Source organism: Streptomyces sp. NPDC087906, from assembly GCF_055584925.1.
Genome location: NZ_JBVJLC010000003.1, coordinates 303,366 through 322,525 on the forward strand (window position 1 = coordinate 303,366; position 19,160 = coordinate 322,525).

The 19,160-nt window shown below is 71.5% G+C and carries 13 protein-coding genes; 5 read left to right on the forward strand and 8 right to left on the reverse strand.

The features are described from left to right. Window positions 1–11: 11 nt before the first annotated feature. Window positions 12–1,010: an Lrp/AsnC family transcriptional regulator gene (locus tag ACZ63I_RS10855; RefSeq protein WP_469337472.1), complete on the reverse strand. Its 999-nt coding sequence runs from the start codon at window positions 1,008–1,010 to the stop codon at window positions 12–14. A 116-nt stretch (window positions 1,011–1,126) separates the two neighbouring features. On the opposite strand from ACZ63I_RS10855, the gene ACZ63I_RS10860 reads away from it, so the two are divergent. The 3 genes from ACZ63I_RS10860 to ACZ63I_RS10870 all read left to right on the forward strand — a co-directional run bounded on the left by ACZ63I_RS10860 (window position 1,127) and on the right by ACZ63I_RS10870 (window position 5,654). After that, window positions 1,127–2,617: an MFS transporter gene (locus ACZ63I_RS10860; protein ID WP_469337474.1), complete on the forward strand. Its 1,491-nt coding sequence runs from the start codon at window positions 1,127–1,129 to the stop codon at window positions 2,615–2,617. A 270-nt stretch (window positions 2,618–2,887) separates the two neighbouring features. Further along, on the forward strand, window positions 2,888–4,714 hold the full coding sequence (locus ACZ63I_RS10865) for an AMP-dependent synthetase/ligase (protein WP_469337476.1): 1,827 nt from the start codon (window positions 2,888–2,890) through the stop codon (window positions 4,712–4,714). A 112-nt stretch (window positions 4,715–4,826) separates the two neighbouring features. Then, complete coding sequence (locus tag ACZ63I_RS10870) at window positions 4,827–5,654, forward strand: aldo/keto reductase (protein WP_469337478.1); 828 nt, start codon at window positions 4,827–4,829, stop codon at window positions 5,652–5,654. Here the strand turns inward: ACZ63I_RS10870 and ACZ63I_RS10875 are convergent. Next, a complete protein-coding gene (locus ACZ63I_RS10875) occupies window positions 5,647–6,612 on the reverse strand; it encodes an AraC family transcriptional regulator (RefSeq protein ID WP_469337479.1) in 966 nt (321 codons plus the stop codon). The two genes, ACZ63I_RS10870 and ACZ63I_RS10875, sit on opposite strands and share 8 nt — an antisense overlap. Before the next feature lie 10 nt (window positions 6,613–6,622). After that, a complete protein-coding gene (locus tag ACZ63I_RS10880; protein WP_469337481.1) occupies window positions 6,623–6,928 on the reverse strand; it encodes a 4a-hydroxytetrahydrobiopterin dehydratase in 306 nt (101 codons plus the stop codon). 120 nt (window positions 6,929–7,048) lie between these two features. Between ACZ63I_RS10880 and ACZ63I_RS10885 the strand changes: the two genes are divergently transcribed. After that, window positions 7,049–7,855, forward strand: a complete 807-nt coding sequence (locus ACZ63I_RS10885; protein WP_469337483.1) for a helix-turn-helix domain-containing protein — start codon at window positions 7,049–7,051, stop codon at window positions 7,853–7,855. A 31-nt stretch (window positions 7,856–7,886) separates the two neighbouring features. Here ACZ63I_RS10885 and ACZ63I_RS10890 read toward each other — a convergent pair whose 3' ends face one another. The 5 genes from ACZ63I_RS10890 to ACZ63I_RS10910 form a co-directional block, all read right to left on the reverse strand. After that, window positions 7,887–10,982 (reverse strand): alpha-mannosidase, encoded by a 3,096-nt coding sequence (locus ACZ63I_RS10890; RefSeq protein WP_469337485.1) that lies wholly within the window; start codon window positions 10,980–10,982, stop codon window positions 7,887–7,889. Then, window positions 10,975–13,002 carry a DUF2264 domain-containing protein gene (locus tag ACZ63I_RS10895; RefSeq protein WP_469337487.1) on the reverse strand — a complete coding sequence of 676 codons (2,028 nt, stop codon included), beginning with the start codon at window positions 13,000–13,002 and terminating at the stop codon, window positions 10,975–10,977. The genes ACZ63I_RS10890 and ACZ63I_RS10895 overlap by 8 nt, the downstream gene beginning before the upstream one ends. Continuing rightward, a complete protein-coding gene (locus ACZ63I_RS10900) occupies window positions 12,999–14,618 on the reverse strand; it encodes an extracellular solute-binding protein (RefSeq protein WP_469337489.1) in 1,620 nt (539 codons plus the stop codon). The genes ACZ63I_RS10895 and ACZ63I_RS10900 overlap by 4 nt, the downstream gene beginning before the upstream one ends. A gap of 70 nt (window positions 14,619–14,688) precedes the next feature. Then, window positions 14,689–15,630, reverse strand: coding sequence for a carbohydrate ABC transporter permease (locus tag ACZ63I_RS10905; RefSeq protein ID WP_469337490.1), 942 nt, complete (start codon window positions 15,628–15,630; stop codon window positions 14,689–14,691). Then, window positions 15,627–16,607, reverse strand: coding sequence for an ABC transporter permease (locus ACZ63I_RS10910; protein WP_469337493.1), 981 nt, complete (start codon window positions 16,605–16,607; stop codon window positions 15,627–15,629). The genes ACZ63I_RS10905 and ACZ63I_RS10910 overlap by 4 nt, the downstream gene beginning before the upstream one ends. Before the next feature lie 294 nt (window positions 16,608–16,901). Here ACZ63I_RS10910 and ACZ63I_RS10915 point away from each other — a divergent pair, with 294 nt between their 5' ends. Continuing rightward, window positions 16,902–19,115, forward strand: coding sequence for an ROK family transcriptional regulator (locus ACZ63I_RS10915; RefSeq protein WP_469337495.1), 2,214 nt, complete (start codon window positions 16,902–16,904; stop codon window positions 19,113–19,115). The last annotated feature ends 45 nt before the right edge of the window (window positions 19,116–19,160 follow it).

Below are 19,160 nucleotides of genomic sequence, written 5' to 3' on the forward strand. Positions count from 1 at the left end.
AGGGACCCGGCTCAGGGGCGGCGGCGCTCCTCGTAGGTGAGCTGTTTGACCGTACGCAGCACCGGCGCGCATTCGACGTGCTGCACGCCGTCGAGGCGGCCCACGCCCTCGCTGAGATAGCGGTAGACGGAAGCGGTGTCGCTGCACACGATCACCGCGACCAGATTGCAGTGGCCGGCCGTCGCCGAGGCGAACGCCACCTCGGGGTGGGTGGCCAGCGCGCGGCCGACGGAGTCGAGTGCGGCCGGTGCGGCGGTGATCCAGAGGATGGCCCGCAACTCGTAGCCGAACACGCCCTGGTCGAAGGCGACGTCGATGAAGAGCGCCCCCGACGCCAGCAGGTGGTCGAGCCTGCGGCGCACCGACGACTCGGAACGCCCGGTGGCCCGCTGGAGTTCGGCGAAGGTGGCCCGGCCGTCGCGTTCGAGCGCGGCGACCAGCGGCTCGTCCTCGGCGGTGAGGACGGCGGAGGACCGCGGTTCGTGCGGTTCGTCGGGGACGGGACCGCGCAGCGCCGCCACCTGCTCGTCGGTCAGCGACCTGCTCTTCGCGAGCCAGCCCGACGGGCCGCCGTAGAACCGGTGCAGCATCTGGTGGGCCCTGATCTCGGCGACGGCCGGGGTGCGCGGGAGCCGGCCGAGCAGCAGCTCCTCCTGCTCGCCCTTGCTGCGGGACCGGGTCGTGCAGACCACTTCGGTGCCGCCCGAAGTGAGCCCGATCCAGGCGGTGTCGGGCCTGCGGGCCAGCGCGCGGGCCAGCGGATCGGCCGCGTCGGGGGTGCAGCGCAGCCGCAGCATCCAACTGTCGTGGCCGAGCCGTGCGCCGTCGCGCACCCCGACGACGCGCACCCCCATGTCGCTGACCAGCCGCCGGTAGCGGCGGGCGACGGTCTGGTCGGAGACGCCGAGCACCTCGGCGATCCGGCTGAAGGGCGCGCGTGCGTCGACCTCCAGCGCGTGCAGGAGCTGCCAGTCGAGCGGATCGTGCGGGTCGCGCGGGTCGGTTTCCATCGGCTGATTCCCGGATCGTGTCGGATTCCGGCACTTTCCTCGTTCTGGCTGCCGGATATCGGGGTCGTTGCCTGATCGTACGGGAGGAGAGAAATCCGTTCGATGGGGAGAACATCATGCGTAAGTGGGGACCGCTCGTCGCGGTCTGTCTGGGCACGTTCATGCTGCTGCTGGACGTGACCATCGTGATCGTGGCGCTGCCCGCCATGGCGGGCGGGCTCGACGCCTCGCTCAGCGAACTCCAGTGGGTCATCGACATCTACGCGCTGGTGCTGGCGGCGCTGCTGCTGGGGGCCGGCGCGGCGGCCGACGTGCTGGGCAGGCGGCGGGTGTACGCGGTGGGCACCGGGTTGTTCGCACTGGCCTCGCTGGGCAGCGGCCTCGCGCAGAACGCCGGGGAACTGATCGCGCTGCGCGGGCTCCAGGGCGTGGGGGCCGCAGCGATGTTCGCGACCACGCTGTCCATACTCGGCGCGGCCTACCAGGGCCGTGACAGGTCGTTCGCGCTGGGCATCTGGGGTGCGGTGAGCGGGGCTGCGGCCGCGCTCGGCCCGGTGCTCGGCGGGGTGCTGACCGAGGGGCTCGACTGGCGCTGGATCTTCTTCATCAACCTGCCGGTGAGCGTGCTGGCGATCTGGCTGACGCTGCGCGCGGTGCACGAGGGGCGCGGCGAGCAGGGCCGCCGGGTCGACTGGGCGGGGACGGCCTGCTTCGCGCTGTTCGCGGGCGCTCTGACGTTCGCGGTGGTGCGGGCGGGCACCGAGGGCTGGACGTCGGCGCAGACGGGCGTCGCCCTCGCGGTGGCGGCCGTGGCGCTGATCGCCTTCGTGGTGGTGGAGCGCCGGGTCGCGCAGCCGTTGCTGGATCTGTCGCTGTTCCGCGGCGCGTCGTTCGTCGCGGTGATGGTGGCGGCGCTGGCGTTCAACGCCGCGGCGTTCGGTGTGCTGCCGTACACGGAGATCTGGCTCCAGACGCTGCTCGGCATGAGCCCGGTCGAGGCGGGACTCGCGCTGCTGCCGCTGGCGGCGCTGTCGTTCGTCGTCGCCGCGCTGACCGGCCGGCTGCTGCACGGGGTGCAGCCGCGGCTGCTGCTCGGCGGCGGGCTGCTGCTGGTCGGCATCGGGGCGCTGGCGCAGTCCGTACTGGACGCGGGATCCGGCTGGGCGGCGCTCAGCCCGGGGCTGGCCGTCGCGGGCGCTGGCGTGGGGCTGGTCTCGCCGAGCCTGGCGGGCGCAGCGCTCTCCTCCGTACCGCAGCGTGACGCGGGCATGGCGGGCGGCGCGGTCAACACGTTCCGGCAGCTCGGGTTCGCGCTCGGGGTGGCCGTCTTCGGCACGCTCGTGACGACCCGGATGACGGACTCGCTGCGCGGCGAAACGCCCGACCCGGTGGGCGCCTCGCATCTGCTGGCCGGCGGCGGTGCGCAGGCGCTGCACGGCCGGGTGAGCGGTCATGTGCTGCACAGCGCGTTCGCCTCGGGGCTCAACACGGCGACTCTGGTGGCGGGGGCGGTGGGGATCGTCGCGGGTGCGGCCGTGCTGATCTGGGTGCGGACGCCGAAGGCACCGGCCGCGGAGCCGCCGGCGAAGGTGCTGTCCGAGGCGTAGGGGCGCGGGGCGGCGGCGGGGGGCGTGAGAGCGGGCGGGGGGCGTCACAACGGGCGGGGCGTGACAGCGTCGTACGGATTCGGTGGAGATTCCCCCGCGCCGTACTTACTCTTCAGTCAGAAGTGTGTCCGTGCCCTGCCGGTCTGGCCGTATTTCAGCCGCTGACCTGTGGTGATATGGCTTGGTTCCGGCTTGCGCACGGACTCCCGCACCCGCTTCTTGTGGGGTAGCGTCGCGGCGCTGTGCGGAGCGCCACAAGGAGCCAAGCCATTGCGCGAGTTCACTTCCCCCCCTCTCGCGGCAGCGCCGCCCCACACCGGTGGGCTCGCGGACGCCGTGTACGACCACGCCGAGGCCGACCCCGACCGGGTGGCACTCGGCCGCAAGGACGCGGAAGGACGCTGGCAGGACGTCACATCGGCGGAGTTCCGCGACCAGGTGCTGGCCCTGGCCAAGGGGCTGCTCGCCGAGGGGCTGCGGTTCGGCGACCGGGTCGCGATCATGTCCCGTACGCGCTACGAGTGGACGCTGTTCGACTTCGCCCTCTGGTCGATCGGCGTCCAGTCGGTGCCCGTCTACGCCACGTCGTCGGCCGAGCAGATCTGGTGGATGCTGTACGACGCCGAGGTCGTCGCCTGCGTCGTGGAGCACGAGGACCACGCCATGAGCGTCGGCTCGGTGATCGACCGGCTGCCGCTGCTCAAGCGGCTGTGGCAGCTCGACGCCGGCGCCGTGGACGAACTGGTCGCGGCGGGCGCCGGGATCGAGGACGCGGCCGTGCACCGCAACCGCGCGGCCGTACGGCCCGACGGGGTCGCCACGGTCATCTACACGTCGGGCACCACGGGCCGCCCCAAAGGGTGCGTGATCACCCACGGCAACTTCATGTACGAGGCCGACACGGTCATCCGCCGCTGGGAGCCGGTCTTCCACTCCCGCCCCGGCGACCAGGCGTCCACGCTGCTGTTCCTGCCGCTCGCGCATGTCTTCGGCCGGATGGTGGAGATCGCGGCGATCCGGGGCCGGGTGAAGCTGGGCCACCAGCCGGAGCTGCGGGCGAGCGCCCTGCTGCCCGATCTCGTGGCGTTCCGGCCGTCGTTCATCCTCGCGGTGCCCTACATCTTCGAGAAGGTCTACAGCGCGGCGCGCCGCAAGGCGGAGCGCGACGGCAAGCTCGGCCCCTTCGAGAAGGCCATCGACGTGGCGGTGCGCTACGCGGAGGCCATGGAGCACCGGGCGTTCGGCGTCGGCCCGGGGCCTTCGGCGGCCCTGCGGGTGCAGCACCAGTTCTTCGAGAAGGCCGTCTACAGCAAGGTGCGCGCGGCGATGGGCGGCCGGGTGCGGCACGCCTTCTCGGGCGGCTCCGCGATGGACCGGCGGCTCGGTCTGTTCTTCGAGGGCGCGGGTGTCACCGTCTTCGAGGGGTACGGGCTGACCGAGTCGTGCGCGGCTGCCACGGTCAACCCGCCCGAGCGCGCCCGGTATGGCACGGTCGGCCAGCCGATCCCCGGCAGTTCGGTGTACATCGCCCCGGACGGCGAGATATGGCTGCACGGCGGCATGGTGTTCTCCGGCTACCTGGGCGACCCGAAGGCGTCGGACGCCGTGCTGAACGACGGGTGGCTGGCGACCGGCGATCTGGGCGCGCTCGACGAGGACGGCTATCTGACCATCACCGGACGCAAGAAGGAGATCCTGGTCACCTCGGGCGGCAAGAGCGTCTCGCCGACGGCGCTGGAGGAGCGGGTCAGGGCGCACCCGCTGGTGGCGCAGTGCATCGTGGTCGGCAACGACCGGCCGTACATCGCCGCGCTGGTCACCGTGGACCAGGAGTCCGTCGACCACTGGCTGAGCGTGCAGGGCAAACCCCCGCTCAACTCCACCGACCTGGTGCGCGACCGGGATCTGGAGATGGAGGTCAGGCGCGCGGTGGTGGCGGCCAACACGGCGGTCTCGCAGGCCGAGTCGATCCGTACGTTCCGGATCCTGGCGCACCCGTTCAGCGAGGAGCACGGGCTGCTGACCCCGTCGCTGAAGCTCAAGCGCAAGGCGATCGAGGCGGCGTACACCCGCGAGGTCGAGGCGCTGTACCGCTGAGAGCCCGGTTGCGGGAATTCGGTGCCCGCGGGAATTCGGGCAGGTCCGGGGACGTTGGTCTGCCGGGAGCGCACTCCCGGAAGACAACCGACGACGTAAGGATCGACCGCTCGTGAGCAAGGTCCCCTCCCTCACCCTCAACAACGGCATCACGATGCCCCAGCTCGGCTTCGGTGTCTGGCAGGTGCCCTCAGGCGAGGCGGCGCAGACCGTCGGCACGGCGCTGGAAGCCGGCTACCGCAGCATCGACACGGCCGCCGCCTACGGCAACGAAGAGGGCACGGGCAAGGCCATCGCCGCCTCCGGGATCGCCAGGGACGAGCTGTTCGTCACCACGAAGCTGGCCAACGGCGACCAGGGGTACGACGCGGCGCTGCGCGCCTTCGACACCTCGCTGGCCAAGCTGGGCCTCGACCATGTCGACCTGTATCTGATCCACTGGCCGATGCCGGCCAAGGACACCTACATCGACTCCTACCGGGCGTTCGAGAAGATCCTCGCCGACGGCAGGGCCAGGGCCATCGGCGTCTCCAACTTCCTGCCCGACCACCTGGAGCGGCTGACCGGCGAGACCTCCGTGGTGCCGGCCGTCAACCAGATCGAGCTGCATCCGCAGCTCCAGCAGGCCGAGTCGCGCGCGTTCCACGCGAGCCGCGGCATCGTCACCGAGGCGTGGTCGCCGCTGGGCTCGGGCCGGGGGCTCCTGGAGGTCCCGACGGTGGCCGCCGTCGCACACAAGCACGGCAGGACCCCTGCCCAGGTGGTGCTGCGCTGGCACCTCCAGCTCGGGCACGTGGTGATTCCCAAGTCCGTGACGCCGTCCCGGATCACGGAGAACATCGCGGTCTTCGACTTCGAGCTGGACGACGACGACCTGGCCGCTTTCGCCGCCCTCGACGAGGGCAAGCGCCTCGGCAGCCACCCGGCGGAGGTCAACTGACGGGATCGGACGGCCGGTTCGCGGGGGCGCCGCCCGTGCGGTACTCCTGCGGGCTGACGCCCCGTACGCGTTTGAAGGCGGCGCTGAGCGCGAACGAACCGCCGTAGCCGACCTTCCTGGCCACCGCCTCGACCGTCGCCCCGCTCCCCCGCAGCAGGTCGGCGGCGAGCGCGAGCCGCCAGCCGGTGAGGTACGCCATCGGCGGCTCGCCCACCAGTTCGGTGAAGCGGCGGGCGAGCCCGGCGCGTGACACCCCGCAGGCGGTCGCCAGCGAGGCGACGGTCCACGGCGCGGCAGGATCGTTCTGCAGCAGCCGCAGCGCCTGGCCGACGACCGGATCGGCCATCGCCACGTACCAGCCGGGCGCCGCCGCCTCGGGGCGGGAGAACCACGCGCGGACCACCGCGATCAGCAGCAGGTCGAGCACCCGGTCCAGGACCACGCTCTGGCCGGGATCGTCGCGGGAGATCTCCTCGTCCAGGACCGGCAGCAGCGGGCCGCGCCACGCGCCCGCCTCCAGCATCAGCAGCTCGGGCAGCGCGTCGAGCAGCCGTCTGCTGACCTCGCCCGCCATCTGGTAGGTGCCGATGAGCACGGTCGTACCGCCGTCGGGCGCGTTGCCCCAGGTCCGTACGCCCAGCCGCATGGACCGGGCGAGCGGTTCGCCCTGGAGGGTGTGGCAGGTGCCGCCGGGGCCGATCAGGGCGTGCGGCTCGGTGCCGAGGCTGTCGGCGGCGCGGTACGGCTCGGGGCCGCGGGCGACGGCGACATCACCGGGGCGCAGCAGCACCGGGTCGCCCTTGGCGGGGACGATCCACGCCTCGCCGCTGGTGACGCACATCAGGCACAGCGGGGCGCCGTCCTCGATCCGGACCGACCAGGGCGGTTCCATCACCATGCGCAGCAGGAAGGCGCCCCTGGCGCGGGGCCCGTCGAGGAGTCCGGCGAGCGCGTCCACGGGCTGCGGCTCAGCTCGCCAGATGGGTCGGGGCGACGGCCTCGATCCGGCGGGCCAGCTCGAAGTCCCGCTCGGTGACGGCGCCGCCCGCGTCGTGCGTGTGCAGGGCCAGCAAGACGGTGTCGTACCCGAGGGTCAGGTCGGAGTGGTGGTCCAGCTCCTCCTGGAGCTGCGCGATGTGCACGACCAGCGCCGTCGCGGCGAAATGGCTGGTCAACCGGTAGGAGCGGACGATCCGGTCGCCCGCGAGCGACCAGCCGGGCAGCTCCCCCAGCCGCTCCTCGATCGCCTCGGGCGGCAGCGGCTTCCTGGACATCGCACGGGCTCCTTCGGGGCGGGGCGGTGGGACGGGGCGGTGGGTCCGGCCGGTGGGCCCGGCCTGCCCGGACGACGATACGCGGCCGGGTCTGCGGCTGCCTTGTATTACGGTCCTGGTATGACTGCGCTCGCCTCTGACGTCGGAGTAGGCCCGCTGCTGCGTGACTGGCGCCGCAGGCGCCGGGTCAGCCAGTTGGAGCTGGCCCTCCAGGCCGATTCGTCCGCCCGGCACATCAGCTTCATCGAGACGGGCAGGTCCCGGCCCAGTGAGGTGATGGTCCTCAAGCTCGCCGAGCATCTGGACGTCCCCGTACGGGAGCGCAACGCCCTGCTGCTGGCGGCCGGTTACGCGCCGCGGTTCACCGAGACGGCGCTGGACGACCCGGCGATGGGCGCGCTGCGCGAGGGACTTGACCGGCTGCTGCTGGGCTACGAGCCGTACCCGGCCGTGGTGGTCGACGGTACGTACACGGTGCTGGCCGCCAACCGGGGCATCGCCATGCTTCTGGAGGGGTTGCCGGCGAAGCTCCTCACCCCGCCGACCAACGCCATGCGGATCACCCTGCACCCGCAGGGCCTCGCGCCGCGCATCCGCAATCTGCGGGAGTGGCGCGGTCATCTGCTCGCCCAGATGGAGCGCCAACTGGCGCTCAGCCGCTCGCCGGCGCTGCGCGAACTGTACGAGGAGGTCGCCGGCTATCCCGTACCCGATGCGCACCCCGACGACTCCGCGCCGGACGAACCGGCGTCCGCGGGGCCCAGTTTCGCGCTGCCGATGCGCATCGAGCACGACGGGCGGGTGCTGTCCTTCCTGTCGTCGATCTCGACGTTCAACACACCGATGGATGTGACCGTCGCCGAACTGGCCATCGAGACGTTCCTCCCGGCCGATCCGGCGACGGTCAGCTATCTCACCTCGCGCTGACCGCAGTTGACCGCCGCTGACAGTGCGTCGGCTACGCGGCGCGCAGCCGCAGGGTGCGGATCTGGAAGGGCCGCAGCCGCAGCTCGGCCGACGCGTCGTCGGCGCCGAGGGTCAGCTCGCGCTCCGGGCTCTCCAGCAGGTCGCAGTCGAAGACCCCGGCCAGCGGGAACGTGGCCGTCAGCGTGGCGCGCGCCGCGCCGCCGCACGCCTCGTAGAGCCGCACAATGACATCGCCGCTGCGGTCGTCGGCGAGCTTCACCGACTCGACGGCGATGTCCTGGTTGTCGACGGTGACCAGCGGCGCACCGCCCGAAGTCGCCGCGCGCAGCGGCAGGTTGAGCGCGTACCCGGCGGCGATAGCCTCCTCGATCCCGGCGCCGGCGACCAGCGCGTAGCTGAAGGTGTGCCGGCCCCGGTCCGCCTGCGGGTCGGGGCTGTGCGGTGCGCGCAGCAGCGAGAGCCGTACGGTCGTGGTCGTCCCGCCGTCGGGGCGGGTGCCGCGGCCGATGTCGTGGCCGTACGTGGAGTCGTTGAGCACGGCAGCGCCCCAGTGCCGCTCGCCGACATGCACCCAGCGGTGCGCCCACAGCTCGAACCGGGCCGCGTCCCAACTGGTGTTCTCGTGGGTGGGCCGCTGGACATGGCCGAACTGGATCTCGGAGCGCTCGTGTTCCGCGTGCACGTCCAGCGGCCAGGCCGCCTTCAGTACCGTGTCCCGCTCCTGCCAGTCGATGTCCGTGCGGACCGTGAGCTGCCTGCTCTCGGCGCCGAGTTCGAGATGCTGGACGACGCGCGAGGCGCCGAAGGCGCGCTCCACGCGTACGGAGGCGAACAGCGGTCCGCTCTCGGCGAGTTCCACCGACTCCGCCGTGTCGAGGTCGGTGACGACATCGCGGTAGAACCGGTCGATGTTCCAGGCGCTCCACAGGTTCGGGTCGTCCGGGTGCAGTTGGAGCAGATTGCCGGCCGCGCCCGGTGCGATCGACTCGCGCCCGGCGGTGTGGTCGTACACCGACCTGACCAGGCCGGCGCGGTCGATCCGTACGGTCAGCAGGCCGTTCTCCAGAACGATCCCGTCGGCCTCGGTCCGGGTGGTGACCGGGGTGGCCGACTCGGCGACCGTGCCGCCTGCGCCCAGCGCCGGGGTGTCGGCGAGGACGGCGAGGCGTCCGTCGGACAGCCGCTGGGCGCCCGGCACTTCGGGGCCGCCCGCGGGCAGCAGCGCCACCTCGCGGCGGGCGTACGGGCCGGCGTTGAGCAGCCGGGGCCCCTCGGCGTCGGCCAGCGCGCCGGCCGCCTCGGCGATGATCTCCTCCAGCTCCTCGCGCACCTCGCCGTAGACCTGCTCGGCCTGCTGGTGCACCCAGGCGATGGACGAGCCGGGCAGGATGTCGTGGAACTGGTTGAGCAGCACCCGCTTCCAGAGGGACTCGACGCGCTCGTACGGGTAGTCGGCGCCCGCCTGCACGGCCGCGGTCGCGGCCCACAACTCGGCCTCGCGCAGCAGGGCTTCGCTGCGGCGGTTGCCGCGCTTGGTGCGGGCCTGGCTGGTGTAGGTGCCCCGGTGGTTCTCCAGATACATCTCGCCGCGCCACACGGGCAGGTCGGTGTACTCGGCGCGGGCGGCGGCGAAGAACTCGGTGGGCCCGCCGACCTCCACCTTGGGTGAGCCCTCCAGGTCGCGCAGCCGGCGGGCCTTCTCCAGCATGGAGCGGCTGGGACCGCCGCCGCCGTCCCCGTAGCCGAACGGGGCGAGGGAGCGGGTGGCGGACCCCTTGTCCTTGAAGTTGCGCTCCGCGTAGGCCACTTCCCTGCCGGTGAGTTCCGCGTTGTAGCTGTCGACGGGCGGCAGGTGGGTGAAGATGCGGGTGCCGTCGATGCCTTCCCAGTCGAAGGTGTGGTGCGGCAGCTTGTTGGTGTCGTTCCAGGAGAGCTTCTGGGTGAGGAACCACTTCGCCCCGGCGAGCCGGGCCAGTTGGGGGTAGGCGGCGGTGTAGCCGAACGAGTCGGGCAGCCACACCCCGTCCTGTTCGATGCCGAACTCCTCGGCGAAGAAGCGCCGCCCGTAGACGAGTTGGCGGGCCATCGCCTCGCCGCCGGGCAGATTGCCGTCGGCCTCGACCCACATGCCGCCGACCGGGACCCAGTTGCCCGCTGCCGCCGCCTTCTGCATCCGGCTGAAGATCTCCGGGCGCTGCTCCTTGATCCAGGCGTACTGCTGCGCCGACGAGCAGGCGAAGACCAGCTCCGGGTACTCCTGGGCGAGGGTGGTCATGTTGGTGAAGGTCCGCGCGCACTTGCGCATGGTCTCCCGTACGGGCCACAGCCACGCGGAGTCGATGTGCGCGTGCCCGACGGCCGTGATGGTGTGCGCCGAGGCGTGCGCGGGCCGGGACAGCACCTCGGTCAGCTCGTCGCGGCCCGCCTGCGCGGTGCCCGCCACATCGGCGGGGTCGACGGCCTCAAGCGCCCGGTGCAGGGCGCGCAGGATCTGGTGGCGGCGGGTGGCGCCCTCGGGCAGCTCCCGCATCAGCTCGTCCAGCACCTCCATGTCGTGGATGAGCTGCCAGACCGCCTCTTCGCGTACGGCGATCTCGGCGCTCTCCAGCACGTAGAGATGCGCGTCGCCCGCCGTCTCCCGTGAGCCGAAGTGGGCTCCCCTGGCCTGGCTGCCGGAGATGTTGGGGTTGGCGGCCAGTTCGACCAGCAGGTTGACGGCGTCGCCGCCGGTGGCGGTGTTCGACAGGAGCACACTGCGGTTGTAGGGGTGCAGGCCCTGGAGCGGTGAGCCGTGCGCGTCGTGGACGAGTCCTTCGGCCTGGCCGCCGGGACCGCGGGTCAGGTCGAAGCCGAGGTCGAAGACGGCCTCCACGCGGCGGCCCGTCCACTCGGCGGGGATCTCGGCGGTGGCCCGCAGCCAGGTGGTCGACCAGGGGCCGCCCCAGCTCTCGCCCGTCTTCATCGGGGTGTAGTCGGCGGCCAGCGCTTCGGCGACGGGTACGGGTTCGCCGTCCACGTGCCAGGCGCCGAGGGTGAGGGAGCGGGCGTCGCTGTAGAGGGCCGGGCGGAGCCGGCGCTCCAGGAACTTGGCGATCCGACCCTCGATCAGTTCGCGGTCGTCATGCACGGTGCGGGTCCTTCCACAGGGCGTCGGCGCCGGTGGGCGCGGGCAGTCGGACGGCGTCCAGGGTGCCGTCGGGCCAGGTCACTTCGGCCACCGTGTCGGGGCCGTCGAAGCGGGTGGTCAGCCGGGGCAGGTCCGCCTGGCGCAGCGCGGCGCCGCCGAGGTGCACGGCCGCCGCGTACGGCGTGGCGTAGGCGACGGGGCCTTCCGTCCACAGCACGGGGGTGGCGGAGCGCGCGCCGAGCGGGTTGCTGTCGGTGGCGTGGTGGATCTCGGCGGCGGCGAAGCCGTCGAGGGCGACGACGGTGGACCGTACGCCGTTGGCACCGCTGACTGCGGCGCTCGGCCGGTCGCCGAGCGTGCCGGTACCCGTCCCGGGCTCGGGCTCGGCGGATACCTGCTCGTCGGGTACGGGCTCGGCGGGTACCTGCTCGTCGGGTACGGGCAGCGCCCAGCCGCCGGCCCGCAGCCGCCAGGGTCCTGCGCCGTCCTCGTCGGCCGCCGGGTCGACCCGGACGATCCGGATCTCGACGGCGCCGCGCAGTACGGAGGCGACGGTGACCCACGGCCCGGTGCGGTACGGGGAGTCGGGGCCGCCGAACGGGTCCCAGGTCTCCCGCTCCGGCCAGTGGGCGCGGCTGCGCGAGACGCCGGTGGCGCCCTGGACGGAGATCCGCCGCAGCGGGCGGCGGTGGGCCGCGCGGCCCTCGGCGTCCACGAGCGTGACCGTACCGTCGACCGGGCCGCCGGACGGGTCGGCGGGCATGTCGGGAGCGGCGTGCGTGGAGTAGCCGAGCCGGGCGTAGCAGGGGTCGTCGGAGTGGGGTCGCGCGGGGTCGGCGTGGTCGCTGCCGTGGTTGACGACGCGTACGACACCGTCCGACGCGGTGCCGGACAGCAGCCAGCCCGGCGCGGTCAGGGTGCGGGCGAAGTCGCCCTGCTCGACGGCGAGCGGGCGCTCCTCCTCGGTCCATACGGGGTGGTCGGGAGGGAGCAGCAGTCCCGCGAAGCCCTTGCTGGCCCAGTAGGGCGAGGCGGGTCCGGAGTAGGCCTGGAGCAGCCCCCGGAAGGGCCGGTGCCAGCCGAGGGTGAGTACGCCCTGGTCGTCGGTCGCGCCGTGCGCGGTGAAGTGGTCGAGCATGTGCGACGCGAGCCTGCGGGTCTCACCGGGGGCGATGGGGGTGGCGTCGAAGAGCGCGCCGGTCCACACCGGTGCCAGCGCGGCGATGCGGTAGGTCATGGAGCGGCCCTGGATGAGCGGTGAGCCGTTGCCGCCTGCCAGCAGCCGCTGGTCGGCGAGGAAGCGGCGCAGCCGGTCGCGGTAGCGGTCGAGCAGTCCTGCGGGGGCGGCATCGCCGGAGATCCGGCAGAACCACAGCGGGTACAGGTGCATGGCCCAGCCGTTGTAGTGGTCGAAGTTGCGGTGCTCGCCGCCGGTGAGCCCGTCGGAGTACCACCCCTCGTCCGCGTACCACCGGTCGGTGGCCTCGATGGTGCGGTCGAGGTCCTCCTGGCGCCAACTGCCGCCCGCGCTGCGGGCGAACGCCTCGGTGACGGCCTGGAACCAGACCCAGTTGTTGCCCGGCATGTCGGTGCCGACCATCAGCCCGAGCCAGTCGAGTACCTGCTCCTGGACGCGTTGTTCGAGCCGGTCCCAGATCCACGGCCGGGTCTCGTGCAGGGCGAGGGCGACCGAAGCGGCCTCCACCTTGGCCTGGTTGGACTCGGCGAAGGTGGGCCAGCGCTCCGGGCTCGTCGGGTCGGTACCTGCGGCGAGCCCCGCCGCGTACCGCTCGGCGAGTCCGTGCGGGTCGGCGCCGCCCGCCCCCGCCAGCCGGAAGGCGGCGAGCAGGAAGGTGCGGGCGAACCCTTCGAGGCCGTCGCTCCAGACGCCGTTGGCGCTCGCGACGCCCGGCAGGTTCAGCAGCGCGTGCTGCTCGGTCGCGTACGGCCTTACGGACAGCAGCAGTCGGTCGGCGGTCCGCTCCCAGTGGGCGCGGTCGGCGGCGGGGGTACGGGTCATCGGTGGAGGTTCTCCCAAGCCTGCTCGTATTCGGCGCGGATCTTGTCCCCGGCGTCCTTGCGCCATTTCTTCATGATGCCGTCCCACTGGCTGAGCGGCAGCCGGCCCTGCATGATGCCCTTGCGCTGGTCGTCGAGGACGGTCTTGAGGGCGACGCCGATGGTGCCGTTGGTCGCGGAGTACAGCGGTTCGGCCGGGTTGGGCACAAGGACCGGGATCGCGGCCTGCTGGAACGCGTACTGCACGGGCACGATCTCCGGCTTGGCCGGGTAGTACAGCACCTGCGGCGCGTCGGTGGTGAAGATGGTGGGCAGGTTGACCTCGGACTGGCCCTTGGGGGTGAGGATCGGGTCCGGGCCTTGCAGCGTGTGGTCGTCGCCCTGGACGCCGTACTTGCGCAGCAGGTATCCGTCGGTGCCGAACGGCGCGGCGAGTGCGTTCATGGCGCGCAGGATCTGCTTGATCCGCTGCTTCGGCGCCTTCTTGAGGATGAGCACGGCGTAGTTGGCCGAGCCCTGCCACTGCACACCGGGGCCGCCGTCGAAGCCGGGCGCCATCATGTAGCCGAGTTCGAAGTCCTTGGTGCCTGCCGCGTAGGTGGTGTAGAAGTCGTTCCAGGCGGCGGGCGCGTCGGGGTTCAGCGCGATCCGGCCGTTGCCGAACCAGTCCTTGACCTTGCCCAGGACGCTGTACGCGTCGGGGTACATGACGCCGGCCTTGGTGAGCTGACGCACCGCGTCGAGCGCCTGCTTGGCCTCTTCGGTCTCGAAGTAGTAGGTGAACTTGCCGTCCTTCTCGCCCCATTGGTTGGGTCCGTGCAGCATCTGCATCACGAAGTCGAAGGCCGTGATGGGGTCACCGAGCGCGTAGCGGCTCTTCTTCGGTTCCGTGAGGTCCTTGCAGAGCCGCATGAACTCCTTGAAGTCCTTCGGGTTCGGGTCGAGGTCCTTCTCCTTGAGCAGATCCGTCCGGGTGTACATGGGCCCGCCGGAGAGCATGCGCGGCATCGGCAGCCCGTAGATACCGCCGTTGTTGACGGTGGGCGCCCAGGAAGCGGTGGGGATGTTCGCCAGGTAGGGGTAGTCCCGGATGTTGTCGCCCGACAGGTGCTCGGTCAGGTCCTGGAACAGCGCCGCCAGCATCTGCGGGCGCTGCGAGGCGCTCTGCAGCAGCATCAGCATGGCGTCCGGCAGGTCGCCGCCCGCGATGGTGACGGCGAACTTGCTGGGGTAGTCGCCGACCGGGGTGATCTGGTAGTTCAGCTCGGTGCCGACGGTCTTGTTGAGCTTGTCCCACATGACGTTGCGGTCCGCGGGCGGCGGCACCGGGTTGAAGATCAGCGTCATGATGTCGATGCCGGGGCCCTTGGCGGGCGGCCCTTCGGGCAGCGACGTCACCGGGTTCGCCGGGTAGTGCAGATAGCCGGGCGTGATACCGGCGTTGGAGCCGGGCATCGAGGTCGGCACACCCTTGTACGGGATGTACGTGGGCAGTTCCACCTTCGCATGGGACGCCGCGGGGATGTTGAGGCCGTCCCCGCAGCCGGCCAGGGCCAGGCCCGCCGCCGTACCGCCGGCTCCGGCGAGGAAGCCCCGGCGGCTGAGTGCCGAGTTCACGGCAGTCTCCTCTCGTGTGGTGCTGGACGGGTTCGGGTGCGACCGGTGCGGCCGGCCGGGGTGCGACCGGTCATCCCTTGACCGCCCCGACCATCACGCCCTTGTTCATGTGCCGCTGGAGGAAGGGGTAGACGATCACGATCGGCACGATGGAGAGCACGAGGATCGCCGCCTGGAGCGACTGGGTGGGGGGCAGCGGCGCACCGGCGGCAGCGGCCACCTCACCAGCGCCGAGCTGCGAGTTGTTGACGACATAGGTCCTGAGCACCATCTGCATGGGCCACTTCGACGCGTCGTTGATGTAGAGCAGCGCGTTGAAGAACGCGTTCCAGTACGTCACCGCGTAGAACAGGCCGATCACGGCGACGGACGCCTTGGACAGCGGCAGCACGATCCGGCGCAGGATGGTCAGTTCGGAGGCGCCGTCGATACGGGCGGCGTCGATGAGTTCCTTCGGCAGGTTCATGAAGAAGGACCGCAGCACGATCACGTTGAAGCCGTTGATCATGGTGGGCAGGATCAACGACCAGTAGCTGTTGATCAGATGGAGCTGCTTGATCATCAGATAGCTGGGGATGATGCCGGGGGCGAAGAGCATCGACATCAGCAGCAGCATCAGCACGGGCTTGTGGCCGAAGCTGCCGGGCCGGCTCAGCCCGTACGCCAGCGTGACGGAGCAGAGCAGGGCCAGTGCCGTACCGACGACGGTGACGCCCACACTGACCAGCATCGCCTTGGAGACAAGACCGCCCTGGAGCAGCGCCTGGTACGAGACGAACGAGGCGTGGTCGGGCCACAGGACGTAACCGCCCGCCGCGTTGACCTGCTCGGCGTCGGCGAGCGACGTGGAGATGATCGCGAGGAAGGGCAGCAGCACGAGCACGCAGCAGATCAGCAGGATCAGCGATTTGAACGCGCGCCACGGCGGACTGCCCGGGGTCTCGCCCGGGATCGCGCTGTACGCGCGCTTCGGCCTGCGGCTCACCGGCCGGGTGGGTGACAGCGTTGTCATGAGCGGTACACACCTTCTTCGCCGAAGAAATGGGCGAGCTTGTTGGCACCCAGGACGAGCACCACCCCGACGATTCCCTTGACCAGGCCGACGGCCGCGCTGATGCCCCACTGACCCGCGATCAGGCCGTTGTTGTAGACGTACGTGTCGAGCACTTCGCTGTTCTCCAGGCCCACACCGCTCTGCTGGAGCAGGATCTGCTCGAACCCGACGCTCAGCGCGTCGCCGAGCCGCAGGATGAGCAGCAGGATCACCAGGCCCTTGAGGGCCGGCAGGGTGACGTGCCAGGTCTGCCGCCGGCGGCTCGCGCCGTCCACCGCCGCCGCCTCGTACAGGTTCTGGTCGACCCGGGAGAGCGCGGCGAGGAAGAGGATCGTGCCCCAGCCGGTGTCCTTCCAGATGACCTCGGAGGTCAGCAGTGTCTTGAACAGCTCGGGGTTGCCGACGATGTTCCAGGTGCCCATCTCGTGGGCGCGCAGGAACAGGTTGAGCAGACCCTCGTTGCCCAGCATCTGCTGGAAGAGCGAGACCACCACGACCCAGGACAGGAAGTGCGGCAGGTACAGGACGTTCTGCACCCATTTCTTGATCCGCTCACTGACCAGGCTGTTCAGTGCGAGCGCCAGCAGGATCGGTGCGGGGAAGACGAACACGACCTGGATCACGGTCAGTTCGAGGGTGTTGACCAACGCGTGGACAAAGGCGGCGTCGCCGTTGAACAGCACCTTGAAGTTGTCGAGGCCCGACCAGGTGCTGTGCATGATGCCGATGAACGGCTGGTAGTCCTGGAACGCGATGACGTTGCCGAGCAGCGGTATGTAGTGGAAGACCAGCAGCACCACCGCGCCCGGTACGAGGAACCAGAACATCGCCATGTCGCGCTTGCGCCGGGGGTCGCGCCGCCGTTCGCGGCCCGCCCCCGGGGGCGGCGGCTCCGCCGCTTCCGGCCGTGCGGCCGGTTGATCGAGCGTGGTCATAGCATGAAAGCCCTTTCATCGAGGTACGGGCGTCTCCGGGCAGCACCAAGCCGGCGTTGATTATGTAAATCCAATGGATTGCCTTACGTCAATGCTTCGAACAGGTAAATCCCGCCGGGCAGCACATCGGCGCAGCGCGCCGGGACCCTGCCGTGCCAGCATAGAAAGCGCATTCCGGCGGTGCGGTGTACGGTGTCGCCGAAGGAGGCGCAGGTCCGCGCGCGGTCGCCTCCCGGCCGCACTGACGGCCAGTAAGTACTTTTACAAATGGGAGCGCGCCTGTTGGATGGGGCCATGCATCGAGCAACTGACTTCTCCCTGACCGCCGATGAGCTGGACGAGCTGCGGTCGTGGGCGGAAGCGCGCGAGGACAGATCCGTGCGGGTGCGCATAGTGCGGGACGCCGCCGCCGGTGTGTCGGTGTCGGACAGCGCCCGCGCGCTCGGCGTGTCACGGCCCACCGTGACCGCCTGGCGGCGCCGTTACGCGGCGCGCGGCATCGCGGGGCTCGAACACCAGCCGCGCAGTGGGCGCCCGCCGAGGATCGACGAGGCGGACGTCGTCGCGACCACACTGGCGGGACCGCCCCCGCCGCAGCACACCTGGTCCGCCCGGTCGCTCGCCGACCACCTGGGTCTCTCGCACACCGCGCTCAGCAGGGTGTGGCACCGCTGGGCCACGTCGCAGGGCGTGCTCGACGGACCCGTACAGCTTCCGACCGTACCGGCGCTCGGCGCACACCGCCCCGAACTGCTCGCCGTGTGGACGCAGCCGGGCGGCGCCGCCGTCGTCGTCCTCGCGGAGAGCGACCGGGCGGGCCGGCGGCACACGCCGCCGGCGAGACCGGAGGAGCGCCAGTCGCGGTACGCGGCGCTGGCGGTCGGACTGCGCCAGCTACGCGGGCGGATCGACGGCGAGGGGGCCGACGGGGGCGACGCGGGCGACGCGGGCGACGGTGTGGTTCCCGTCGCGTCGACTGGGCATCCCCCGCTCGCCGAACGGCTGCGGGTCCTGGCGGAGGCGTACCCCGGCCGCGCCCTGTCCGTGATCACCTGGGGCGTGGACGGCGAGCAGCTCGGCACCGACCGGATCGCCCGGCTGCGGCCGAGCGCGTCGATGGGCTGGGCGGGGACGGTCGGTGTCATCGCCCAGTTGGAGCTGCTGCACCATCCGCACAAGGCGCGCCGGGTGCTCGACTCGCTGACCGAGTCAGCCCGGGTGTACTGCGCCGCGGCCACCACCGAGCCGTTCTTCTGGCAGCGCCCCGGCGACGGCAATCCGCAGCCGCCCTCGTCGCGCGTCGCGCACCGCGCCTTCGACCAGCTCGCGCTCGGGTCCTTCAACGAGAAGCTGGTGATCGAGTCCATCCGGGTCGCGGGCGCGCTCAGCCGGGTGGAGATAGCCGAACAGACCGGGCTCACCCCGCAGGCGGTCTCCCGTATCACCCGCAATCTGCTGACCGCCGGTTTCCTCACCGAGGACGCGCGCCGCTCGGCCGGCAAGGGCAAGCCACGCGTGCCGCTGCGGCTGCGCCCTGACGCGGCCTGCGCGATCGGGATCCATGTCGACCCGGAGATGATCACGCAGGTGGTGGTCGACCTGTGCGGCGGCGTACGGGACCGCAGACAGCTCGCGCTGACGGGCCGCCGCGACCCCGAGTGGTGCATCGCGCAGATGGTCCGGATGGCCGCGGAAGCGGTCGAGGCCGTCCGGCCCGTCACCGCGAGTCTGCTCGGGGTGGGGGTCGCGGCGCCGGGCCCGCTCGACGTCAACGCCGGGCTGATCCTCGATCCGCCGCTCTTCGACGGCTGGGGCGAGGTGCCGCTGCGCGCGGAGCTGAGCCGCGAACTGGGGCTGCCCGTGCTGCTGGAGAAGGACGCGACGGCCGCGGCCGTCGGTGAGCGCTGGCTCGGCGCGGCCGAGCGCGCAGGCGACTTCGTCTATCTGTATCTGGGCGCCGGCGCGGGCAGTGGCGCCTTCCTCAACGGCGACATCTTCCGCGGCTCGTCCGGCAACGCGGGCGAGTTCGGCGAGCTGTGCGCGCTCACCCTCGGCAAGCTCACCCCGGAGGGCGGCCCGCAGATGATCCCGGAGTGCGCCCCCATCTCGGCCGTGATCGAGAAGGCCGCGGCGGCCGGTCTCGTCGTCGAGGGGGACACGGCGTACGAGACGGTCTGCGCCGCCGCCGCGAGCGGCGACGCACGGGCGGTCGACGCGGTACGGGACGTGGCGCGGGTGGTGGCGCGCGGAGCTGTCGGGATGACCGACCTGTACGACACCGATCTGCTGATCGTCGGCGGTCCCGCGGTGACCCCGGAGGTGGCGGACCTGTATCTGTCGGAGATCTCGGCGGCCGTGAACCGCTTCCCCGTCGCGCGGCGGGTGCGCGAGGTGCGGGTCGCCTTCTCTACGCTCAACGACGCGGCGGCGGCTGTCGGTGCGGCGTCCAGTGTCTTCCACACCACCTTCGCGCCTCGGCTGCGCACCCACGCGCGGTTCGGCGGCTGACAGGCCGGCTCGCTGACGGGCCGGCGCGCTGACGGGCCGGCGCGC